Annotated in this window: 21 protein-coding genes; 9 read left to right on the top strand and 12 right to left on the bottom strand. The window is 57.4% G+C overall.

What is annotated here, in order from left to right; all coding sequences use genetic code 11:
* The first annotated feature begins 91 nt into the window (after positions 1–91).
* The 5 genes from coaBC (at position 92) to slmA (ending at position 4,950) form a co-directional block, all read left to right on the top strand.
* Positions 92–1,387 carry a bifunctional phosphopantothenoylcysteine decarboxylase/phosphopantothenate--cysteine ligase CoaBC gene (gene coaBC / locus E0L35_RS11930; protein ID WP_138800391.1) on the top strand — a complete coding sequence of 432 codons (1,296 nt, stop codon included), beginning with the start codon at positions 92–94 and terminating at the stop codon, positions 1,385–1,387.
* Positions 1,384–1,842: a dUTP diphosphatase gene (dut, locus tag E0L35_RS11925; protein ID WP_138800390.1), complete on the top strand. Its 459-nt coding sequence runs from the start codon at positions 1,384–1,386 to the stop codon at positions 1,840–1,842. Before coaBC ends, dut begins: the two co-directional genes overlap by 4 nt.
* Positions 1,843–1,903: 61 nt before the next feature.
* The gene (locus E0L35_RS11920) at positions 1,904–3,301 is read left to right on the top strand and encodes a phosphomannomutase/phosphoglucomutase (RefSeq protein WP_138800389.1); all 1,398 of its coding nucleotides are present in this window, start codon (positions 1,904–1,906) and stop codon (positions 3,299–3,301) included.
* A 121-nt stretch (positions 3,302–3,422) separates the two neighbouring features.
* Positions 3,423–4,322, top strand: a complete 900-nt coding sequence (gene argB / locus E0L35_RS11915) for an acetylglutamate kinase (RefSeq protein WP_007111740.1) — start codon at positions 3,423–3,425, stop codon at positions 4,320–4,322.
* 19 nt (positions 4,323–4,341) lie between these two features.
* Positions 4,342–4,950: a nucleoid occlusion factor SlmA gene (gene slmA / locus E0L35_RS11910; protein ID WP_022520209.1), complete on the top strand. Its 609-nt coding sequence runs from the start codon at positions 4,342–4,344 to the stop codon at positions 4,948–4,950.
* Positions 4,951–5,043: 93 nt separating this feature from the next.
* Here slmA and rpoH read toward each other — a convergent pair whose 3' ends face one another.
* The 4 genes from rpoH to ftsY all read right to left on the bottom strand — a co-directional run bounded on the left by rpoH (position 5,044) and on the right by ftsY (position 9,162).
* Positions 5,044–5,910 (bottom strand): RNA polymerase sigma factor RpoH, encoded by an 867-nt coding sequence (gene rpoH, locus E0L35_RS11905; protein ID WP_022520210.1) that lies wholly within the window; start codon positions 5,908–5,910, stop codon positions 5,044–5,046.
* Between the two features lie 239 nt (positions 5,911–6,149).
* Positions 6,150–7,199 carry a permease-like cell division protein FtsX gene (ftsX, locus tag E0L35_RS11900; RefSeq protein WP_022520211.1) on the bottom strand — a complete coding sequence of 350 codons (1,050 nt, stop codon included), beginning with the start codon at positions 7,197–7,199 and terminating at the stop codon, positions 6,150–6,152.
* A complete protein-coding gene (ftsE, locus tag E0L35_RS11895) occupies positions 7,196–7,864 on the bottom strand; it encodes a cell division ATP-binding protein FtsE (RefSeq protein ID WP_022520212.1) in 669 nt (222 codons plus the stop codon). Before ftsE ends, ftsX begins: the two co-directional genes overlap by 4 nt.
* Complete coding sequence (gene ftsY / locus E0L35_RS11890; RefSeq protein ID WP_138800388.1) at positions 7,861–9,162, bottom strand: signal recognition particle-docking protein FtsY; 1,302 nt, start codon at positions 9,160–9,162, stop codon at positions 7,861–7,863. The genes ftsE and ftsY overlap by 4 nt, the downstream gene beginning before the upstream one ends.
* A 90-nt stretch (positions 9,163–9,252) precedes the next feature.
* Here ftsY and rsmD point away from each other — a divergent pair, with 90 nt between their 5' ends.
* Both rsmD and zapB read left to right on the top strand, forming a co-directional pair.
* A complete protein-coding gene (gene rsmD, locus E0L35_RS11885) occupies positions 9,253–9,897 on the top strand; it encodes a 16S rRNA (guanine(966)-N(2))-methyltransferase RsmD (protein WP_022520214.1) in 645 nt (214 codons plus the stop codon).
* Between the two features lie 134 nt (positions 9,898–10,031).
* Positions 10,032–10,226, top strand: coding sequence for a cell division protein ZapB (gene zapB, locus E0L35_RS11880; protein ID WP_022520215.1), 195 nt, complete (start codon positions 10,032–10,034; stop codon positions 10,224–10,226).
* A gap of 24 nt (positions 10,227–10,250) precedes the next feature.
* Here the strand turns inward: zapB and rimI are convergent, their stop codons facing one another.
* The 8 genes from rimI to E0L35_RS11840 form a co-directional block, all read right to left on the bottom strand.
* On the bottom strand, positions 10,251–10,700 hold the full coding sequence (gene rimI / locus E0L35_RS11875; RefSeq protein ID WP_022520216.1) for a ribosomal protein S18-alanine N-acetyltransferase: 450 nt from the start codon (positions 10,698–10,700) through the stop codon (positions 10,251–10,253).
* Complete coding sequence (locus E0L35_RS11870; RefSeq protein ID WP_138800387.1) at positions 10,690–11,628, bottom strand: hypothetical protein; 939 nt, start codon at positions 11,626–11,628, stop codon at positions 10,690–10,692. Before E0L35_RS11870 ends, rimI begins: the two co-directional genes overlap by 11 nt.
* Positions 11,625–11,933: a BolA/IbaG family iron-sulfur metabolism protein gene (locus tag E0L35_RS11865; protein ID WP_022520218.1), complete on the bottom strand. Its 309-nt coding sequence runs from the start codon at positions 11,931–11,933 to the stop codon at positions 11,625–11,627. Before E0L35_RS11865 ends, E0L35_RS11870 begins: the two co-directional genes overlap by 4 nt.
* A 43-nt stretch (positions 11,934–11,976) precedes the next feature.
* Positions 11,977–13,380 carry an MFS transporter gene (locus E0L35_RS11860; RefSeq protein WP_022520219.1) on the bottom strand — a complete coding sequence of 468 codons (1,404 nt, stop codon included), beginning with the start codon at positions 13,378–13,380 and terminating at the stop codon, positions 11,977–11,979.
* Between the two features lie 238 nt (positions 13,381–13,618).
* Complete coding sequence (locus tag E0L35_RS11855) at positions 13,619–14,005, bottom strand: hypothetical protein (RefSeq protein WP_022520220.1); 387 nt, start codon at positions 14,003–14,005, stop codon at positions 13,619–13,621.
* 84 nt (positions 14,006–14,089) lie between these two features.
* Entirely contained in the window at positions 14,090–15,601 is a 1,512-nt protein-coding gene (gene lysS / locus E0L35_RS11850) for a lysine--tRNA ligase (protein ID WP_022520221.1), read from the bottom strand.
* Positions 15,602–15,635: 34 nt separating this feature from the next.
* A protein-coding gene (gene prfB, locus E0L35_RS11845; RefSeq protein ID WP_138800386.1) for a peptide chain release factor 2 occupies positions 15,636–16,734 on the bottom strand; the annotation gives its coding sequence in 2 pieces (ribosomal slippage) (positions 15,636–16,658 and positions 16,660–16,734; 1,098 coding nt in all).
* 162 nt (positions 16,735–16,896) lie between these two features.
* Entirely contained in the window at positions 16,897–18,246 is a 1,350-nt protein-coding gene (locus E0L35_RS11840) for an outer membrane protein transport protein (protein ID WP_022520223.1), read from the bottom strand.
* Positions 18,247–18,509: 263 nt separating this feature from the next.
* On the opposite strand from E0L35_RS11840, the gene E0L35_RS11835 reads away from it, so the two are divergent.
* A complete protein-coding gene (locus E0L35_RS11835; RefSeq protein ID WP_138800385.1) occupies positions 18,510–18,938 on the top strand; it encodes a MerR family transcriptional regulator in 429 nt (142 codons plus the stop codon).
* Complete coding sequence (locus tag E0L35_RS11830) at positions 18,935–21,520, top strand: heavy metal translocating P-type ATPase (RefSeq protein WP_138800384.1); 2,586 nt, start codon at positions 18,935–18,937, stop codon at positions 21,518–21,520. Before E0L35_RS11835 ends, E0L35_RS11830 begins: the two co-directional genes overlap by 4 nt.
* The last annotated feature ends 35 nt before the right edge of the window (positions 21,521–21,555 follow it).

The following is a 21,555-nucleotide window of genomic DNA, read 5'->3' as shown; positions in this document are numbered from 1 at the left end:
TAGCTTAACCTTGTTTGTGCTCAATATGCCAAATTGTTGGTGCCAATGGTATGGTAAGCCTCCTTACGAACGCGGATATGGATCACTGACCATGGCCTCTGCTGTTAACTCGACAAGCGCGTCGACGCTCGCCGGCAAACGCGTACTGCTCGGCGTTAGTGCGGGTATCGCTGCCTACAAAAGCGCGTTGCTTGTGCGCCTGCTCAAGCAGGTGGGCTGCGAGGTGCGCGTGGTGATGACCGACGGGGCCCAGGCCTTTATTACCCCGCTCACGCTGCAGGCGCTCTCCGGCGAGCCTGTGCGCACCTCTTTACTCGACCCCGAAGCCGAGGCGGGCATGGGCCATATTGAGCTGGCCCGCTGGGCGGATATAGTGCTGATCGCTCCGGCGACTGCCGACCTTATCGCTCGTTTGGTGCACGGTATGGCCGACGACCTGCTCACTACGCTCTGCCTGGCCTCAGAAGCGCCCAAACTGATTGCCCCGGCGATGAACCAGGCTATGTGGCGCCACCCCGCCACCCAGCGTAACGTAGCGCAGCTTGAGCATGACGGTTGGCAGCTCATAGGCCCCGCCGCCGGTGACCAGGCCTGTGGCGATGTGGGGCCAGGCCGCATGAGCGAGCCTGAAGAGATTTTTAGCGCGGTTACGGCGCTGTTTGCTGCCCCTATCACCACAGCGCCTCACTCACATGCACCCCATATTGTGATCACCGCTGGCCCTACCCGTGAGCCACTGGATCCCGTGCGCTACATCTCCAATCACAGCTCGGGGAAAATGGGCTTTTCCCTGGCCGCAGCCGCGGTAGCTGAAGGGGCCAAGGTGACGCTGATCAGTGGGCCGGTTGACCTACCCACTCCCCAGGGCGTGACGCGAATTGACGTTGAGTCAGCCGAGCAGATGCACGCTGAAGCTCAGCGGCTAGCGCCTCAAGCGGCGCTGTTTATCGGCTGCGCGGCTGTCGCCGACTATCGCGCGGCAGCCCCTGCCGAGCATAAGCTCAAAAAGCAGGATGATAGCGACACACTCACCCTGACCCTGGTTAAAAATCCCGATATCATCGCCGGCGTCTCGGCACTGCCCGCCAAACAGCGCCCGCTGGTAATCGGCTTTGCCGCCGAAACCCAGGAGGTTGAGCGCTACGCACGGGATAAATTACAGCGCAAAGGGCTGGATATGATCGTCGCCAACGACGTCTCCCAGGCTGGCCTGGGCTTTGGCAGCGACCAGAACGCCGCCTGGATACTCTGGCGCACTCCTCAAGGCGTCGAGAGCCGCTCAGAAGCTACACAGCCGAAGACACAGCTGGCCACCACCATCATCCGTCAAGCGCTCGCCCTACTACCCACAACAGCCGCTACGAAAACATCTGGAGAATCCCCATGAGTGCCCGCCCCCGCCTGCAGTGCAAAATATTAGATGAGCGTTTGCACGACTATCTCCCTGCCTACGCGACAGCTGGCTCGGCGGGAATGGATCTGCGCGCCCTGCTGGATGAGCCGTTAATATTAGCGCCCGGCGATTGTCAGCTCGTACGCACCGGCATTGCCATCTATATTGAAGATCCGGGTTTGGCAGGCATGATCCTGCCGCGCTCCGGTTTGGGGCATAAACATGGCATCGTGCTAGGCAATTTAGTGGGTTTAATCGACTCAGATTACCAGGGCGAACTAATGATTTCGGTCTGGAACCGTGGTCAGAGCTCGTTTACGCTAACCCCCTTCGATCGGCTGGCACAGTACGTGCTTGTGCCTGTGGTACAGGCCGAACTCTCCTTGGTGGACGCGTTTGAAGACTCCTCAAGGGGCGGCGGCGGGTTTGGCAGTACGGGCAGTCAGTAACGAGTGGTCGCGCCTGTTTAGGAACCCTTTTAAGGAAACGTCTATTTAGCTGGGAAGCCCTATGAACGCACAGTCTGTACCCGCTTCGATTTTTCGCGCCTACGATATTCGCGGTATCGTTGACGACACGCTCACTGAAGAGACGGTAGAAATGATCGGGCGTGCTGTCGGCTCTGAGGCCGCCGCGCGGGGCGAATCCAGCGTGGTAGTCGCCCGCGACGGTCGCCTTTCAGGCGCTCGGCTGCAAGCAGCGCTGATGCGTGGCCTGAACGCCGCAGGGCGCGATGTGATCGATATCGGCATGGTGCCCACCCCGGTGCTCTACTTCGCCACTCACATACTGGAAGGCACCCACTCAGGCGTAATGGTCACCGGTAGCCACAATCCGCCTGACTATAACGGCTTTAAAATTGTGCTGAGCGGCGAAACGCTCTCTGGTGATGCGATTACAGCCCTGTTTGAACGTATCCAGTCCGGCAACCTAGACAGTAGCTTAGACAATGCTCAAGGCAGTATCACCCAGCAGGATGTTCGTGAACGCTATTTAACGCGCATTCTAGGCGACGTTAAGATCAACCGACCGATAAAAGCCGTGGTCGACTGCGGCAACGGCGTTGCCGGGGAACTCGGTCCGCAGCTGCTGGCACGGTTAGGTATTGAGACCATCCCGCTGTTTGCGGAAATTGACGGCCATTTCCCCAATCACCACCCTGATCCGGGCAAGCCGGAAAATGTCCAGGATCTGATCCGCAAAGTGCACGAAACCGGGGCCGACATTGGCCTTGCTTTCGATGGTGATGGCGACCGTCTGGGCGTTGTCACACCCACTGGCAAGCTGATTTATCCCGACCACCTGCTGATGGTGTTTGCCACCGATATGCTCGCGCGCCAACCTGGGGCCAAGGTTATTTTCGATATTAAGTGCACCGGCAACCTGGTCAAAGTGATCAGCGAGGCCGGCGGCGAACCGGAAATGTGGCGTACCGGGCACTCGATGATCAAGGCGCGTATGCAGCAAACCGGCGCTCAGCTTGGTGGCGAGATGAGTGGGCATATTTTTTTCCAAGAGCGCTGGTATGGTTTTGACGATGGCCTCTACGCCGCCGCTCGGCTGGTAGAGATTCTCGCCAATCAAGCCGACGACGCCGATACTTTTTTTGCCAACTTCCCTCAAGACGTTGCCACACCGGAAATTAATATAGCGGTTACCGACGATAACAAATTTTCTCTGGTGGATAAGCTTGCTCGCGAGGGCGACTTCGGCGAAGGTATAAAAACAACTTTGGACGGCATTCGCGTTGACTACCAGGATGGCTGGGGGCTGTGCCGCCCCTCGAACACCACGCCTGCACTGGTCATGCGCTTTGAAGGGAAAGACGAGGCCGCGCTAGCACGCATCAAAGCAGTTTTTAACGACGCGCTTCGGCGCGTCGCGCCAGACATTGAGCTACCCCAGTAGACAGATAGCTCTTCAAATAGTTAGGCGCTGAAGGGATCGCGACCACCTAGAAAGCGCGACCCTCACCACTCAATCAGCATAAACGTTAGCAGCATAATAAACGTTCGCAAGGGACAACCTCATGAGTTCAGCCAGTCGCGATCCCCAGGTCGTTGTGGAGGTGCTTTCCGAAGCCCTCCCGTATATTCAGCAGTTCTCCGGCAAAACCGTGGTGGTCAAATATGGCGGTAACGCCATGACCGAAAGCACCCTGATCGACTCCTTTGCCCGCGATATCGTATTAATGAAGGAAGTCGGCATCAACCCGGTGGTGGTGCATGGCGGCGGGCCGCAGATCGGAGACCTGCTCAAAAAGCTCAACATTGAATCTCGCTTCGTCAACGGCATGCGCGTTACCGACTCGCAAACCATGGACGTGGTCGAGATGGTACTGGGCGGCTTGGTCAACAAAAGCATCGTCAACCTGATCAATCAAAGCGGCGGTAAAGCGATTGGCTTGACCGGTAAAGATGGCTCACAAATTCGTGCCCGCCAGCTCAAAGTTGAGCACCAAAGTCCCGAAATGACGGCGCCCGAGATCATCGATATTGGCCATGTGGGCGAAGTGGAGTCGATCTCAACCGAGCTTATCGAGATGCTGGCAGCGCGTGATTTTATTCCGGTGATTGCACCGATTGGCGTCGACGCCGCAGGCCACAGCTACAATATCAACGCTGACCTGGTAGCGGGAAAGATCGCCGAAGCGCTCAATGCAGAAAAGCTGATGCTACTCACCAATGTCGCCGGGTTAATGAACACCGAAGGTGAAGTGCTCACCGGTTTAAGCACCGCTCAGGTGGATGACCTGATCGCCGATGGCACGATTTATGGCGGCATGCTGCCCAAAATCCGCTGCGCGCTGGATGCAGTGAAGGGCGGCGTGAACAGCTCGCACATTATTGATGGCCGTGTCCCCCACGCGGTGTTACTGGAAATTTTCACCAACGCTGGGGTAGGCACTCAAATCAAGGACGCGAGCTAACCGCGACGGAGGTCACATTATGAGCGAAGATCAAAAACCTCGCCGCCGCGAGCAGATTCTCCAAGCCCTGGCACTGATGCTTGAGGAAGATAGCGGCAAGCGCATTACCACAGCCGCCCTCGCCCGCCAGGTAGGCGTTTCAGAAGCGGCGCTCTACCGCCACTTCCCCAGCAAAGCACGAATGTTTGAGGGGCTGATCGACTTTATTGAAGAGAGCATTTTTGCCCGCATCACGCGTATTTTAGAAGACGTTCCCGACGCTACCTCCCGCTGCGGCACCATACTCGCGCTGCTGCTGGGCTTTGCTGAGAAAAATCCTGGCCTGGCACGAGTGATGGGCGGCGACGTACTCACCGGCGAAACCGCACGGCTACGCCAGCGGGTCAACCAGCTGTTTGAACGCCTGGAAATGCAGCTTAAGCAGATTCTGCGCGAAGCCGAACTGCGTGAAGGCCTACGCCCCACGATTCCGGCCTCTGCCGCTGCCAATTTGTTAGCGGCCCAGGCGGAGGGGCGAATTTCACAGTATGTGCGCAGCGACTTTAAGCGCTTGCCCACCGAACATTGGGAAGATCAGTGGTCGCTGCTGTCGGCCCACTTACTGCGCGCCACGGCACAGCCTGCTTAGGCTCGCGTGCTGGCTGCACAAAAAGCCGGCTCCTTTAACGGGAGCCGGTTTTTTTAATGCTGAAAAGCCACAAATTGTGCATTCAGCGTGGTCTTAGGCGACCATTTCCTCACCCATTTTCTGACGCAGCTTTTTCATGGCATTTTTTTCGAGCTGGCGAATACGCTCCGCGCTGACGCCGTAGACGTCGGCCAGATCATGCAGCGTCTCTTTGCTATCGGCTAACCAGCGGCGCTGGAGAATATCCCGCGAGCGCTCATCAAGCCCTTCGAGGGCAAGCTGCAAACGGCGCGTCGAGTCTTCCTCGAAGTTGCTATCTTCCAACTGCGTGGCAGGGTCGGAAGCGGAATCATCCAGGAAGTGCACCGGCGCTTGATAGGTGCTCTCTTCATCATCGCCTGCCGGAGCATCATAGCCTGCATCGTAAGACGACAAGCGCCCTTCCATATCGCGCACGATCTCGGGCTTAACGTCGAGATCTTTGGCGATGGCGTCCACTTCGTCGTTGTTCAACCACGCCAAACGCTTCTTCGCACCGCGCAGGTTAAAGAACAGCTTGCGCTGGGCTTTGGTCGTGGCAATCTTAACGATCCGCCAGTTGCGCAGCACAAATTCGTGAATTTCTGCTTTAATCCAGTGCACGGCAAACGAAACCAGACGAACGCCCTGGTTCGGATCGAAGCGCTTGACGGCTTTCATCAAGCCAACGTTACCTTCTTGAATCAAATCCGCTTGGGGCAACCCATAGCCCGAATAGCTACGCGCGATATGCACCACAAAGCGCAAATGCGACAGTACCAAACGACGAGCGGCTTCCAGATCGCCTTCATCATAGAGGCGATAAGCGAGCTCACGCTCTTCATCGGCCGTTAATACCGAAATTCCATTGACTGCGCGGATGTAACCGCCCAGATCGCCGCCGGGCGAAAGCTGCCCCACCGGTAGAAGACTAGTGCTCATGTGCAGGTGGTCTCCCCTGTAACCCATCGTGGTTGACGTAGCACGTTATCAATAACCTATTACAAAACCGTGATACTAATTCAGTCATACACATTCAGTCATACACATTCAGTCATACACATTCAGTCATACACATTCAGTCATACGAATGTCTGCGATACTGAGACCTTAACGCAAGCATAAAGTTCGCAGGTTAAGCATTACCAGCAGTATCGCATTAGCTGCTTAGAATTCATCAATTATCTTGGCCGAATACTCGAAAGGTGACGAGTCACCGCCAACCAGGCACCCAACCAACCTAGTAGTGTACTGCAAGATAGCAGAATTGTAGAGCCTGTCACGTCGAGTTGAGGTAAAGAAAAACTCGCCCCGTAACTTGCCGCCAGAGCGGATACCGGCAGGGAAAGCCAGTGATTGCCCAGACCTAACAAACCCAGTGCCAACAGCCCACCGCCTAAGCCATACCAAGCACCGCTGTATAGGAAAGGCCGTCGCACAAAGGCATGCGTGGCGCCAATGAGCATCACGACTTCAATTTCCCGGCGACGACTCTCCACCGAGAGACGAATGGTATTACCGACCACCAGCAGCACGCCTAAACCAAACAGCACCCCTAGCGCCAGCGCTACACGGCGACCTAGCTCGGCTAAGTTTCTCAGCCGCTCTACCCAGGCCAGGTCAAGACGCACCTCATCCACCCCAGCGAGCGCTTCAAGACGGGCGGCCAACTGCTGCATGGCAACTGGATCAACGCTTTCTGGGCGTACCACCATACTGATAGGCAGCGGGTTACTCTCCAGCCCTGCCAAGGCATCATCGAGCCCCAGCGACTGCTGGAACTCCGCCATACCCTGCTCGGCGCTGATCAGCTGGGTTTCGAGCACGCCCGGTTCCGCGTTGACCGCCTCCTCGATACGCAGCGACTGGGCATCATCAGCACTCAACTCCAGGTAGACCGTTAGGGTGGCGCTCTCATCAAGCTCTGCATCCAGCAGGCGGGCACTATCCAGGGTTAGCCACAGCGCCGCAGGCAGTACCAGTGCAATAGCGATCGCCAGCATGGTCAGGAGATTACCCAGCGGATAGCGTATCAAGCGCTGAAAGCTATCCCACCCCATACTGCGGTGATGGCGCCCCCATGCCCGCAGGCGGCTGGAAAAGCGCGTTTGCTGCGACCTGGCGCCCCGCTGTGGCGCTTGGGCTTTCTCAACCGCTGGTTTAACAGCGGCTTTGCGCGGCGTTTTTAATGCTGCTCCCTGACGACGCTTGGGTGTCGCGGATGACCTCATACCGCCCCCTCATCGGCTACCAACCTGCCGTCGCTTAAGCGCAGGATGCGGTGGCGCAGTCGGGCAATTAGGGCCAAATCGTGACTGGCGATCATCACCGTGGTACCAATCCGATTAAAGTCCTCAAATAGCGCCATGATATCCGCCGAAAGCTGGGGATCCAGATTGCCCGTCGGTTCATCGGCAAGCAGTAGCGCGGGCTTATTAACCACCGCCCGGGCAATGCCGACCCGCTGCTGCTCGCCGCCGGAGAGCTCTATGGGCAACGCCTTTTCACGATGCAGCAGCCCCACTTTATCTAACGCGGCACGCACACGGCGGGCGGCTTCCCGAGGTTCAACCCCTTGAATCTCCAGCGGTAGAGAAACATTGTGAAAAATGCTGCGATCAAAGAGCAGCTGATGATCCTGGAAAACCACGCCAATTTGGCGCCGATAGAACGGCACTTGGCTGGCATGCAGCTGGGCAATGTCGTGCCCCGCTACGACGACGCGCCCACGGCTAGGTTTCTCAAGGCGCATGATTAAGCGTAGTAGCGAGCTTTTCCCCGCCCCGGAGTGACCGGTAAGAAACACCATTTCGCCCCGGGCAACCCGAAAGTTAAGATGTGCCAGCGCTTCAAAGCGTCCACCGTAGCGTTTTCCCACATGCTCAAAGGCGATCATGCGCTGGCATCGTCCCCTTGGCGGTCAAATAGCGCTTGGACAAAATCATTGGCCTCGAAGGGGCGCAGATCGTCGATACCCTCCCCCACACCAATAAAACGAATCGGCGTTTCCAGCTGTTTAGCCAGCGCGAAAATAATCCCGCCTTTGGCGGTGCCGTCCAGTTTGGTTAGCGTGATCCCGCTGACCGGCACGGCGTCGTTAAAGGTGCTGGCCTGGGAAATCGCGTTTTGCCCGGTGCCCGCATCCAGCACCAGCATCACTTCATGAGGCGCGGTGTCATCTAGCTTCTGCATCACCCGGTGGACTTTTTTCAGCTCTTCCATCAGGTGGCTTTTGTTATGTAGCCGTCCGGCGGTATCGGCGATCAGTACATCAACACCTCGCGCAGTGGCGGCCGCTACCGCGTCATAAATCACCGAGGCGCTGTCCGCGCCGGTGTGTTGGGCGATGACCGGCACCTTGTTGCGCTCGCCCCAGACTTTGAGCTGTTCGACAGCGGCGGCACGGAAAGTGTCACCGGCCGCCAACATAACGCTTTTGCCTTCGCGCTGAAAACGCTGGGTGAGCTTACCAATGGTGGTGGTTTTACCCACGCCATTAACACCCACCACTAAAATAACAAACGGCCCCTTGCCCGCCTTTTCCAGTACAAGCGGTTTGGCGACCGGCGCCAGCATGGCGGACAACTCTTCTTGCAGGCCACGGTAGAGGGCTTCTGGGTTGTTCAACTCTTTGCGCGAGACCCGCGCTTCCAGGCGACCAATAATCTCGGTCGTCGCATCAATGCCCACATCGGCCATTAACAGCTGCGTTTCCAGATCTTCCAGCAGTTCGTCATCAATCTGTTTTTTACCTAAAAACAGATCGGCGATGCCATCGGTTAAATTGGCACGGGTTTTCCCCAGGCCTGACTTGATACGCGCAAACCAGCCTTTCTGGTCGCTTTTGTCAGCCACCGGTTTCTCTTGCAAGGCGGGCGCGGGCGTCAGCTCTGGCTCTGGCTCTGGCTCTGGCTCTGGCTCTGGCTCTGGCTCTGGCTCTGGCTCTGGCTCTGGCTCTGGCTCTGGCTCTGGCTCTGGCTCTGGCTCTGGCTCTGGCTCTGGCTCTGGCTCTGGCAAAGTTTCCGGCGCTTCTGAGGTCTCTTCAACAACGTCAGTGGAAGTCTCGGGCGTTGCAATGTCCATCTCATCGGCTTGCTCTTGAGGCTGCTCCTTTAACTGCTCCTCCTGCGCCTGCTTGTCTTGAGGCGCCTGTTGCGGATCTTGCTTATTCTTGCGTTTAAAAAAACCAAACATGAGTGTTACCCGACATAAATAGTGGACATTAAGGTTATGCTAACACCGTAACCCAAGACTTTGGATAAACAGCCCGCTACAATCCGCTTTATGACACGACAACGCCCCCCTCGATCCTCTACATCCCGCCGCACACCTGCTCAGCGGGGTGGTCAACAACTTGGCAAACCCGTTGGTAAGCCACTTGGTAAGTTACGCATCATCGGCGGTGAGTTCCGCCGCCGTCAGTTGCCGGTGCTGGATAGCCCAGGCTTGCGTCCAACCCCAGACCGCGTGCGTGAAACGCTGTTCAATTGGCTCGGCCAACAGCTTTACGGCCAGCAGGTACTCGACCTGTTCGCAGGTACCGGTGCGCTAGGCATTGAAGCGGTGTCTCGCGGCGCCTCCTGGGTCGATTTTGTCGAGCGCGACCCGCGGGTAGCGGCGCAGCTGTCGACCAATCTGGCATCGCTCAATATTACCGCAAGCGCGGTGCATGTTAACGATGTTCAGACTTATCTGACGCGCCCAGCCAAGCCCTATACGCTGGTCTTTCTTGACCCGCCTTTCCATCAGCAGTTGGCCGCGCCCTGCTGTTCGACATTGGAAACTAGTGGCTGGCTGGATAACGAGGCAATGATTTACCTGGAAACCGAGACATCGCTGGCTCCCAAGGTGCCCGCCAACTGGCTATTGCACCGCGAAACCCAGGCGGGCGAAAGCACTGCGCGGCTCTATCAACGTCAAGCACCGTAAACAGCGCTTGCCGCCACGCGGCGGTGGCGTTACGCTCGCCTCATTCGTCCCTACTGACAAGCTTTGTGCTTGTTTATTTGGGTGCCTTTTTATGACCTATTTTGGGTTTTCGTTTTTACGCTAGGGAGAGATACATGAGTCTGGAGCTATTTAATCAACTTGAGCAGAAAGTCACCGACACTGTTGATGCACTGGAGATGATGAAACTGGAAAATGAAGAGCTGCGCGGCGAAAACGCCAAGCTGAAAGAGGAGCGCGAAGAGTGGGAGCGTCGCCTCAACAGCCTGCTCAGCAAGTTCGACAGCCTCGAAACCTCCAGCACGCCTTAGGCTCAGGATAAGTGCGCTGCTGCCCTAAAGCACCAGGGACATCAGCAGCGCATCCTCACGCCCGGCGGCGGCTTGCGACGATAGCGGTGGGTAGTAGCCTTTGCGCCGTCCGTCTTCGCTAAACCCGCAGCGCTGGTAGAGCCGGATAGCGCTAAGATTACTCACCCGCACCTCTAGCAGCAGCCGCTCGCTCAGCCAGCCGCGTGCGGTGGACAGCACGACCTCCATCAACGCCCGACCTGCTCCACTGCGTCGCTGCTCTGGGTGTACCCCAATGGCTTGTAGTTCCGCCTCAAACGGCAGTCGCGCCACAATGGCGTACCCTAACAACTGCTCATCCTGCCACCAGCCCAGTACACAGGTATCCTGGCTGCCCAACGCTGCCAGCATTTGCGTCTCAGAAGTACCGCTCTGCGCCCGGTACTCAAGCGCAATCAGTAGGGCTAGGTGCTCAACGTTGAGTTCAGTGATCATCCGTTGCCTGCTGAGCACTTTCTAACTGAGTGCCCACTGCCTGAGCGCCAGTCGCCTTATCGGCTTCCCACTGCTGGCCTAACGCCTGCAGCGCTGGCCAGAGGTCGCGCTTACTATGACTACCGTCGAGGAGCGCCCCAAGTGAGGGGCCCTGCCATAAGGGCAGCGAAAGCGTTTGGCTGTGACCTTCAGCCACGTTCAGTATGCGCTCCAGCGGCGCTTGTTCAGCTCCAGATTCGGTATCAGGCTCGGCTTCCAACTCACCCCACCAGAGTAATCGCTCTAACCGCCACCCCTGTCGGCTCGCGCTTCCAGCGATAAACGCCGCCAAGCCCTCGCGGGCTTCGTCCAGGGGATCCTCCACCGCAAAGGCGTTGGCCATTTGCGGCCAGGTGAAGTGGCTCACTTCCGGCAACGCTCCACGCTGAATGCCCGCGGCCTGTAACAGGTTGGCCAGTAGCTGCTGCTCAAGCGGACTCATTTCCCCCGCCTGCAGCACCATCCAGCAGCCCTCAAGACAAACGCAGGAGAGCGCGAACTTAAGCGGTTTGGCTGGCACGGTTTCCGCGCTGGAAGTCGCCGTCTCCGGGTTGGCAATCGCCGGCTTATTTTGGCCCGACTTGTCCGCACGCTGCTTGTCTTGACCCAGCAGTGCCCGCACCGCCGAGGGTGAGGCAATGGCTTCGCCTGAGGCCTGGGGGTCGGAAGATTGAAGTTCGGACGGTTGAGGTTTGGACGTTTGCCGCTTGGGCGCAGGGGCGTCGTCCAGCAATGCCTGTAGCCGCTCCCGAGGTGGCGTAGGGGCAGGCGTCGAATCCTCCCACTCGCAGGCCTCGGTGGGCAGCGCATTAGGCAACTGGTACTTCGCGGCCCAGGCGGTAATACCCATGGCGTCCAGGTAGTGGCGCCGAGTAACTTCTTGATTCACTTCCCGCCGCCGCGACAGTTGGGTGAGTTCGGGCGTTCACCGCCGCGTGCCTGCCACTCGCTGGGGGTATAAAGATGCAGCGCTAAGGCGTGCACCGGTCCGGAAAGCTCATCGGCCAACAGCGCATAAATTTGCTGGTGACGCTTCACCGGCATCATGCCGTCGAAGGAGTCACTCACTAGCGTCACTTTGAAGTGGGTTTCAGAGTTCGCGGGCACGTTGTGCATGTGGCTTTCGTTTTCAACCTGCAGCACGTCCGGCGCAAGTGCCGTTAACTTCTGCTCAATCTGTGTCTGCAGCGTCATAAGGTTCTCCTTGAGAGATCACAAACCATTTTATTGTACGCGCTTACTGGCCCGCAGACGATGCCCGTCGAGCGTGTAACGCACGCCTTGCCAGCGGCATACGCGCCACGCTTGCCAAGAGCGCCAGCAGCGTGGTCGCCGCCCCCAGCCAGAGCGTTACCTGTACCGGCCAGCCTAGCGCCAATGCAGCACCGACTAAGGCCACGCCAAACGACTGCCCGACGGTACGCGTGGTGCTCATGACGCCAGAGACGTTGGAACTGCGCTCCGGTGGCAGACTACCCATCATTTCGCGATTGTTGGGTGGCTGGAACAGGCCAAAACCAATACCGCATAGCGCAGTGCGCCATAGACTTCCCGCCACGCCGGTCGACTCATCGACCAGCGCCAGCGCAATCAGGCCAATGATAAGTAGGCCAAGCCCCGCGCTGGAGAGAATACTGGGATTAATACGGTCGGCTAAGCGCCCCGCTACAGGGCCAACGAACATGATAGCCAGTGGCCAAGGAGTGAACAGCCAAGCGGTTTCCAGTGGCGAAAAACCCATCTGCTCCTGGTAGAAAAACGACAGCGCTACAAACGTAAGGCCCTGACCTATAAAGGCAAGCCCAGAGGCCGATACCGCCAGTGTAAAGCGCAGCTCGGCAAACACGCTAAGCGGCAACAGTGGATACGGCGCACGACGCTGACGCGCAATAAACCCAGCACAGGCCAATACTGCCAACAGTACCCAGCCGCCGCTTTGCCAAATCGGCGCGGCGTGGCTCACGGCGTCCATGGCAATAAAGAAGCTGGCCAGCATAACGATCGAGAGCAGCGCCCCAGCCACATCAAAACTGCCTTTGCGTGGCTCTTCTCGGGGCAGCGCACGCTTGGCGAGCCATAACGAGCAGAGACCCAGCGGCACATTTAGCGCAAACAGCCAGGGCCAGTCGGCAAAGGACAGGATTACCCCACTCAGCGTGGGCCCTGCCGCGTACCCACCGGCCACCACCAAGGCACTCAAGCCAAGGGCGCTGCCCAAGAGGCGCGAGGGGAAAATGGCTCGATAGAGCGATGGGCCAATCGATAGTGTGGCCGCAGCACCTAGCCCCTGAAAGGCACGAAATACCAGCAACGTTTCTAAATTGCGTGATAGTGCTGCCCCTAGCGCGGCCGCGACAAAGGTGGCCAGTCCAAACAGGTAGAGCCTGCGACGTGTGATCAATTCACTAATGCCCGCAAACACGAGCAAAAAAGCCGCACAAACAACCTGAAACAGGTTGGTAATCCATACCGCTCGGGATGCCGACACATTCAAGTCGGCGGCAATAGTGGGCAGCGCCAGGTTGATCATGGTGGTATCGACCACCGCCATCAAGGTACCGGTCACCAGCGCTAGCACAGCAAGGGCGCGTTCAGGCCCAGGCAGGCCATCGTCGCCGGGGCGGGTTTCAAACAGTCGCATGCAAGCGTTCCTAGGCAGGAGAGATCTTAAACGAAACGGCCAACGCGAAACGATTAAAGACACTGCGTCTAAAGACACAGCGTTAAAAACGATGAAACCGGCCTAAGCCGGTTTCGAAGTGCGCTATTTAACAGTGTGGCATTTCACAGTGCACTAGCGGGCTGTTACCAGCCAAACGCGCAGGCAAACACTGGGCTTACGTAGTACTAGGCTTGCCTAAATACTAGCACGCTAACGGCTAGTCCTGCTCACTATCGAGCAGTAACGCATCATCGACTTCTGAGATTTCCAGCGCCGTTTCGTCGTCTAGATCAATGGCCAGGTAGCTGTGCTCGACGCGCACAAACTCCTGGAACAATGCCCAGTCGAGTTTATCCGGCCACTGCCGTTCGTCCTCTTCCCAAGCGCGCAGCTCAGTCTCGAGAATTTCCACGTAGCGGTCGCGCACAAAAGTTTCCAGCGCTTCCGGGGTATCCATCTCTGGAATCAGGTAAATGGTACTTTCACGTTCGACGTCGTCCAGGGTCAGGTCGTCGTCTCCCATGGTGGGTTCCAGCGCGTTGATCCAGTCCACAAAGGGCTGGGTCGGCCTGACGCTCAGTGCGGAGCGGTTAAGCAGTTTCATGGGATTCTCCTCGCCGTCGAAACGTTGACCATTATGGGCGCTATAACGCGCCCTTACCAACTTTTCATCCGTTATCGTAGCGTGTTAGTCCACTTCAGGGCGCATCGCCGGGAACAGCAACACATCGCGAATCGATGCGCTGTCGGTGAACAGCATCACCAAGCGGTCAATACCGATGCCTTCGCCCGCGGTGGGCGGCATGCCGTACTCCAAAGCACGCACGTAATCTGCATCGTAGTACATTGCTTCCAGGTCACCGGCATCTTTTTCCGCGGACTGGGCACGGAAGCGCTCCGCCTGATCTTCTGCGTCGTTAAGCTCCGAGAAACCATTGGCGATTTCGCGACCACCGACAAAGAACTCAAAGCGGTCAGTAACGAAGGGATTGGCGTCATTACGCCGGGCAAGCGGACTCACTTCAGCCGGGTATTCGGTGATAAAGGTCGGCTGGTCGAGCTTATGCTCGGCAACCTCTTCGAATATCTCCGTTTGCACCTTGCCCAGGCCCCAGCTCTCTTTGACCTTGATGCCCAGTTTCTCGGCGGTTGCCCGCGCCGCTTCCAGCGAATCCAAATCGCTGTCGGCAATGCCGTCTCCATGATCAAGAATCGCCTGACGTAGCGTTAAGCGGGCAAAAGGTTTGCCGAAATCGTAGCTCGCGCCCTGATACTCAATCACTGAGTTACCGAGCACTTCTTCAGCGGCGGTGCGCAGCATCGCTTCGGTCATATCCAGCAGGTCGCGGTAATCCGCATAGGCCCAGTAGAACTCCACCATGGTGAACTCTGGGTTGTGGCGCGTTGATAACCCTTCGTTGCGGAAGTTGCGGTTAATCTCGAACACTTTCTCAAAACCGCCCACCACCAGACGCTTGAGGTAAAGCTCTGGCGCAATACGCAGATACATGTCGATATCCAGCGCATTGTGGTGGGTAATGAACGGCCGAGCCGCCGCTCCGCCGGGGATCGGCTGGAGCATCGGTGTCTCTACTTCCATAAAACCACGCGCTTCAAAGAAGCGGCGCATGGAGCTGATGACCGCTGCGCGGGTTTCAAACACCTTGCGCGACTGCGGATTCATGATCAGATCCACATAGCGCTGGCGATAGCGGGCTTCCATATCGGTGAGGCCGTGAAACTTGTCCGGCAGCGGGCGCAGGCTCTTGGTGAGCAGCTGCGCCTCTTTCATCATCACGTACAGATCGCCCTTGCCGGATTTATGCACCGGCCCGTGGGCAGCGACGATGTCACCGATATCCCAGCTTTTAACGTCTTCCAGCACGTCGGCGGGCAGGCCCTTTTTATCCACGTAGAGCTGGATTTGCCCGGCCACATCTTGAATGACGATGAAGGGGCCACGTTGACGCATCACACGACCCGCCACAGCGGCGTGGTGATCCAGCGCTTCAAGCTCGGCCTTGTCTTTATCGCCGAAGGCATTTTGCAGCTCGACGGTTAGGCTGTCGCGGCGAAAATCATTGGGAAACGCACTCTTTCCCTGCTCAGCGGCGCGCTCACGGCGAGCAGTCAACTTGGCACGGCGCTCGGCGATCAGGTGGTTTTCGTTGTCTGCAGGAGACGCGTCTTGGTTAGCCATGGGGCACCCTGTTCATGTTCAAACGCTAAAAAAATTACAAACCTTGCTTCAAGCTGGCGACGATAAATTGATCAATATCCCCGTCGAGCACTTTATCGCAGTTGCTGGACTGCACGCTGGTGCGCAAATCCTTGATGCGCTGATCATCCAGCACGTAAGAGCGAATCTGGCTTCCCCAGCCGATGTCAGCCTTGGAGTCCTCGGCCTCCTGCTTGGCGGCGTTGCGCTTTTGCATCTCGTGTTCCCACAACCGCGCTTTCAACTGCTTCATGGCAAAATCGCGGTTGGCGTGCTGGCTGCGTTGCCCCTGGCAGGCCACCACGATACCGGTCGGCTCGTGGGTAATCCGCACGGCCGAATCGGTGGTGTTTACGTGCTGACCGCCCGCGCCGCTGGAGCGGTAGGTATCGACGCGCAAGTCCGAGGGATTAATCTCTACCTCGAAACTGTCGTCAATTTCCGGGGACAGGAATACCGAGGCAAACGAAGTATGCCGACGGCCACCGGAATCAAACGGGCTTTTACGCACTAGGCGGTGCACGCCGGTTTCAGTACGCAGCCAGCCGAAAGCGTAATCGCCCTGGATATGCACCGTGGCCGACTTAATGCCCGCCACTTCGCCCGCAGAGATTTCGGTGATATCGGCTTTGAAGCCGTGACTCTCCGCCCAGCGCAGATACATGCGCAGTAAAATATTGGCCCAATCCTGAGCTTCGGTGCCACCAGAGCCGGACTGAATTTCCAGGTAGGCGTTGTTCTGATCCATTTCACCGGAGAACATGCGCCGAAACTCAAGCTTTTCTAACGCCGCCTGCATGCTGTCCAGCTCTTTGCACACTTCTTCGACGGTGCCTTCATCCTCTTCCATTTCTGCAAGCTCTAGCAGATCCCGGCTATCGCCAAGGCCCTGCTCAAGTTCATCAATGGTGGCCACTATGGCTTCGAGGGAGGCGCGCTCTTTGCCTAACTTCTGCGCGTAGTCTGGATCGTTCCAGACATTGGGGTCTTCCAGTTCGCGGGTGACCTCTTCTAGCCGATCTTTCTTCTCGGCATAGTCAAAGATACCCCCTAAGAACGTCTGTCCGCTCAGACAGGTCCTTGAGCTGGTTGTGAATCGGATTGGTTTCCAACATGGGATCGCCCTAGCTTGGTCTACTCGGATCGTACAGAGGTGTATCGATCAGAAAAGCGCATAGTGTAACGAAAGCCGACACGCCCCGCATCCAATGGCCTGCCACTAGGCAATAAAAAACCCGGCATGCGCCGGGTTTCATTGGGGTTTGGCTCTTTAGGGCTTAAAAGCGATAGGTTAACTGAGCACCAAAACCGTGAGCTTCGTTTTTGTAGTCGGCTGAGTAGGAGGCCCCGCCAACCGGCTGGCCACCCGTGGCCTGGCTGGCCAGCAGGTCGCTACGATCCTGCTCAACAAAGGTGCCGCGCTCTGACAGATAGGAGTAGGCAACATCGACAGTCAGGTCAGGCGTTGGGCTCCATCCTGCCCCCAGCGAGAAAATACGCCGATCATCGGAAGGAATACGTACGCTACGATCCTCATCATTGGTCGGCGTCATGTCTAACGTAACCCCAGCACGAAGCGCCAATGTCTTGGTTAACTGGTACTCGCCGCCAGTGGCAAACGCCCAGGCGTTTGAATAGTTCTGAAACTCTTGGGTAATCGTATCGCCTTGGCTGCCGGTAACCAAAATTTGATCAAAGTGGCTCCAACGCACCCAGGATGCACCGAACATCAGCTTGAGACGGTCAGTCATTTGCTGGGTAAGCGAGAAGTTAACCGTCTCAGGGGTGGTCAAATCCAGGCTAGCAGTATCTGAGCGAACGACATTACCCAGGGGATCAGTAGCGCTAAAATCACCTTCCAAGGTGTAGTCTACTTTCGAGCGGTAAGTCAGCCCCAGGGTGGTTTCAGGTACTGGACGATAGATTACGCCTAAGTTATAGCCCCACGCTTCGTCGTCACCATCAACCCGCGAGTCGATGTCGGCATCTGGGTTAAAGGTGGCCTCACTGGGTACTTGTCGGCGTAGTTCGCCTTCCACACGGTTGTAAGTAATCCCCGCGCCTACTGACCACTGGTCATTAAAGCGGTAAGAAACCGTCGGCTGTGCACTGACCACCTTGACTTCGGTGTAGTCGCCAAAGTAGCGACCCTGGAAATCATCTTCATAATCGGTTTTTGAGCCAAAGGGTGCATACACCCCAAACCCGAACGCCAGTTGATCGGTCACTGGGTGCGCATAGAAAGCAAAGGGGATCGGCGTACCTGGCACCATATCGCCATCATTCCCTCCAGGAATGCTACCGACGGGGATCTGATTGCCATTTGGCGCGCCGCCAAGCGCGACCCCAGAGTCGATATAGCGAGAAGCTTCGACATTAGAGATGTCAGTATTCACGTTTAGATACGTGCCACCAACGGTCACCTGGGCACGGTCTAAAAACGACATACCCGCTGGGTTACCGTACACAATGGTTGCATCATGGATGTTAGAGCTTCGCCCGGCATGGCCATAGCCCTGCCCACTCACGCTCTGCTCGTTAATTTGATACCCGCCCGCGTGGGCTTGGCTGGCAAAAGCGGCCGTAATGGCAGCAGCCAGGGTGAGCTTATTAAATTTATTATTCATAGTGGGCCTCTCTTCCCGATGATCCAGTGGATACCGACGATCCACCCTCTTTATTTTTACATGACTGTTTTCTCGCAACTGAGCCAAAGGTTCAAGGGCAAACGTTCGTTTTATTTTATTTTTGGCTTATACATTAGTCGCACGGTCGTTTTAAATCAGTGTTTTAGTCATTTCAGCTTACTGAGCCAAGAGGCCTTGACCTATGGGTTACCCATAGGTTCTACACTAAATAACCACTATTTAACCGGTCGGGAGAACAGGCCATGAAAGTTACTGAGCTTGCCAAACGGGGCGGTGTTACCGCTGAGACCGTGCGCCACTACGCTCGTGAGCAGCTACTTGCCCCCCAGCGCCATCCAGATAACGGCTATCAGCTATTTTCAGATACCGACCTAGAACGTCTGCGGTTTATTCAGCGGGCGCGCAAATTAGGTTTTAGCGTGGCTGAGATTCGCGACATTCTGACCCACGCCGACCAAGGCGACTCTCCCTGCCCCTTGGTACGCGACTTACTCGCCAGCCGCCTGCCGCAAATCCGCGCACGCATTGCCGAGTTGGAAGCGCTAGCCGAACGAATGGAACAGGCCATGGAGAGCTGGCAGCAAATGCCCGACGGCTCCCCCGACGGCCACAGCGTGTGCCGCCTGATTGAGAGTTTTCCTGACGCCACGCCTACCAAGGAGACCCCATGAGCGACGCCTCTACCGAAACCTCCTCAAACGTGAGCCCTGCCAATGGAGTCACCACGCGAACTATTCCTGGCATGAATTGCCAGGGCTGCGTCAAGCGTATGCGCGAGGCAGTACAAAATGGTGACCCAAGTGCCGACGTGATCGGCACGCCTAGCGAAAAACGCCTAGAGGTTGTTTCATCGCTAACCGACGCCGAGCTTGATCAACGCTTGACCGAGGCGGGCTATCCGCCCGGTGAAGCAGCTCTGGAGGAAACAGCCCCAGACGCGGCCAATACGCAGCCAGAAACCGCGGCACACGCTGATGCCGAAGCTGAAAAAGCCGCAAGTGCTCATTCCCATTCTCAAGGGCAAGGCACAAAGCAGCGTCTGGCGATTAGCGGGATGACCTGCGCCAGCTGCGTTAAGAGCGTGCAGAAAGCACTAGAGCGAACTGAGGGAGTCGACACCGCCAGCGTCAATTTTGGCACCCACTCCGCCCAGGTGTTTGGCAGTGCAAAGACCCAAGCGTTAATCGCCGCCGTTGAGTCAGCTGGCTATGGCGCCGAACCGATTGTGAATATGCGGGAAGCAGAACGCACTCGTGCAGAGCAGGATGCCAAGACTTACCAAAAACGGCTGCGCGGCAGCGCGATCTCGCTGGCACTGGCGATTCCGCTGATGCTCAGCATGCTTTTTTTCCATCCCCACCCGATGGGCATGGGGCGTCTCTACTGGCTGGTGATCGGCTTGTTAACCTTGGGTATTTTGGCCTTCCCAGGACGCCACTTTTTCGTCAACGCCTGGAAGCAGTTTAAGCATCGCCAAGCCAATATGGATACCCTGGTGGCCATGGGCACCGGCACCGCCTGGCTCTACTCCATGGCCGTGGTGCTGTTTGCGCCGTGGCTGCCAGAAGTCGCTCAGGGGATCTATTTTGAAGCCTCAGCCATGGTGATCGGGCTGATTCTACTCGGCAATGCCATGGAGCTACGTGCCCGGGGCCGCACCAGCGATGCGCTAAAGCGCCTGCTTGATCTACAGAGCCGAACAGCGCGGGTGATTCGCGACGGTCACGAGCAGGAGATTGAGATTGATGCGGTGCGCGCTGGCGACCACGTACGAGTACGCCCCGGCGAGCGTTTACCGGTGGATGGAGACGTCGTTGAAGGCCAAAGCCATATCGATGAGTCGATGCTTACCGGCGAGCCACTCCCCATCACCAAAAGCACGGGGGATGAAGTCAGCGCTGGCACGGTGAATGGCAAAGGTGGCTTGATCTATCGCGCCACGCGGGTGGGCACCGACACTCGTCTGGGGCAGATTACCGAACAGGTAGCGAGCGCCCAAAACTCGCGTCCACCGATTGGCGAGCTAGCCGACCAGGTCTCCAGCGTTTTTGTGCCTGCGGTAATGATCATTGCCGTATTGACGGCCCTGGTGTGGTTTAACCTAGGGCCCGCTCCCCAAGTGATCCATATGCTGGTGACGGCGACCACCGTGCTGATTATTGCCTGCCCCTGCGCGCTGGGTCTGGCGACACCGATCTCGACCATGATCGGCGTCGGTAAAGCGGCAGAGCATGGGGTGCTGGTACGCAGCGGCGAGGCGCTGCAAACCGCTAGCAAGCTGACCACGCTAGTAGTCGATAAAACCGGCACGCTCACCCAGGGCAAGCCCAGCGTCACTGATGCGCAGATGTTTGGCGTAGAGCAATCCACCGCGCTGGCATTGGTGCACGCGCTGGAACGCAGCTCCGAGCACCCATTGGCGGCGGCGTTAATGACCTATGCGGATGAACACAACGCCAACCCTGCCGAGATTAGTGGTTTCGACAGTGTGACCGGTGGCGGGGTAAAAGCCCAAACCACCGACGGCAAAGCGTTACTGCTGGGCAATGCGCGTCTGTTAAGCGAGGCCGGTGTGGATCTCAAGGCCGGTGAAGAGCAGGCCCACGCTCTAGAGGAGCAGGCCCGCACGCTGGTGTACTTGGCGGTAGATGGCAAACTGGCCGCCCTATTTGGCATCAGCGACCCGCTTCGCCACGACACAGTGGCCGCGATCAAGCGCCTGCAAAAAGACGGCTTAACCATCGTCATGTTGACCGGCGATAACGAGCACACCGCCAGGGCCATTGCCCAGGAAGTAGGCATTGATGAGTTTCGGGCAGGGCTGTTACCCGAGGACAAGCACGCCGAGATAGAGCGTCGTCAGAAGGCGGGAGAAATCGTTGGCATGGTGGGCGATGGCATCAATGATGCCCCGGCGCTGGCCAGGGCGAACGTGGGCTTTGCCATTGGCCAAGGCACCGATGTGGCGATTGAGAGCGCGGGCATCACGCTAATGCGCGGCTCGCTGCACGGGGTGGCATCAGCGATAGAAATCAGCCGCGCCACGCTGCGCAATATCAAACAGAACCTGGTGGGCGCCTTTGGCTACAACCTACTGTGTATTCCCATCGCGGCAGGGGTGCTCTACCCGCTAACCGGTATGCTGCTTTCACCGATGATAGCGGGCGCTGCCATGTCACTCTCTTCCATCACCGTTGTGAGTAACGCCAACCGCTTGCGGCTATGGAAAACCAGCCAGGAGGACGCCTCATGAGCTTATTGATCAACTTGGCAGGCCTGGGGCTCATT

Origin of the sequence: Halomonas sp. ATBC28 (genome assembly GCF_005937175.1) — a bacterium.
Lineage (GTDB): Bacteria > Pseudomonadota > Gammaproteobacteria > Pseudomonadales > Halomonadaceae > Vreelandella > Vreelandella titanicae.
The sequence above is the reverse complement of the archived record's forward strand: the minus strand, read 5'-3'. Positions and strand labels throughout refer to the sequence as shown.

Excerpts from the sequence above, each read along its gene's own strand:
- ftsY (WP_138800388.1), bottom strand. The coding sequence starts at position 9,162 with ATGTTTGGTTTTTTTAAACGCAAGAATAAGCAAGATCCGCAACAGGCG.
- slmA (WP_022520209.1), top strand. The coding sequence starts at position 4,342 with ATGAGCGAAGATCAAAAACCTCGCCGCCGCGAGCAGATTCTCCAAGCC.
- E0L35_RS11865 (WP_022520218.1), bottom strand. The coding sequence starts at position 11,933 with ATGACGCTGCAGACACAGATTGAGCAGAAGTTAACGGCACTTGCGCCG.
- E0L35_RS11860 (WP_022520219.1), bottom strand. The coding sequence starts at position 13,380 with ATGCGACTGTTTGAAACCCGCCCCGGCGACGATGGCCTGCCTGGGCCT.
- ftsX (WP_022520211.1), bottom strand. The coding sequence starts at position 7,199 with ATGAGGTCATCCGCGACACCCAAGCGTCGTCAGGGAGCAGCATTAAAA.
- E0L35_RS11920 (WP_138800389.1), top strand. The coding sequence starts at position 1,904 with ATGAACGCACAGTCTGTACCCGCTTCGATTTTTCGCGCCTACGATATT.
- rimI (WP_022520216.1), bottom strand. The coding sequence starts at position 10,700 with ATGATCACTGAACTCAACGTTGAGCACCTAGCCCTACTGATTGCGCTT.
- coaBC (WP_138800391.1), top strand. The coding sequence starts at position 92 with ATGGCCTCTGCTGTTAACTCGACAAGCGCGTCGACGCTCGCCGGCAAA.
- lysS (WP_022520221.1), bottom strand. The coding sequence starts at position 15,601 with ATGGCTAACCAAGACGCGTCTCCTGCAGACAACGAAAACCACCTGATC.
- E0L35_RS11830 (WP_138800384.1), top strand. The coding sequence starts at position 18,935 with ATGAGCGACGCCTCTACCGAAACCTCCTCAAACGTGAGCCCTGCCAAT.
- E0L35_RS11840 (WP_022520223.1), bottom strand. The coding sequence starts at position 18,246 with ATGAATAATAAATTTAATAAGCTCACCCTGGCTGCTGCCATTACGGCC.
- zapB (WP_022520215.1), top strand. The coding sequence starts at position 10,032 with ATGAGTCTGGAGCTATTTAATCAACTTGAGCAGAAAGTCACCGACACT.
- rsmD (WP_022520214.1), top strand. The coding sequence starts at position 9,253 with ATGACACGACAACGCCCCCCTCGATCCTCTACATCCCGCCGCACACCT.
- ftsE (WP_022520212.1), bottom strand. The coding sequence starts at position 7,864 with ATGATCGCCTTTGAGCATGTGGGAAAACGCTACGGTGGACGCTTTGAA.
- E0L35_RS11835 (WP_138800385.1), top strand. The coding sequence starts at position 18,510 with ATGAAAGTTACTGAGCTTGCCAAACGGGGCGGTGTTACCGCTGAGACC.
- argB (WP_007111740.1), top strand. The coding sequence starts at position 3,423 with ATGAGTTCAGCCAGTCGCGATCCCCAGGTCGTTGTGGAGGTGCTTTCC.
- rpoH (WP_022520210.1), bottom strand. The coding sequence starts at position 5,910 with ATGAGCACTAGTCTTCTACCGGTGGGGCAGCTTTCGCCCGGCGGCGAT.
- E0L35_RS11855 (WP_022520220.1), bottom strand. The coding sequence starts at position 14,005 with ATGAAACTGCTTAACCGCTCCGCACTGAGCGTCAGGCCGACCCAGCCC.
- dut (WP_138800390.1), top strand. The coding sequence starts at position 1,384 with ATGAGTGCCCGCCCCCGCCTGCAGTGCAAAATATTAGATGAGCGTTTG.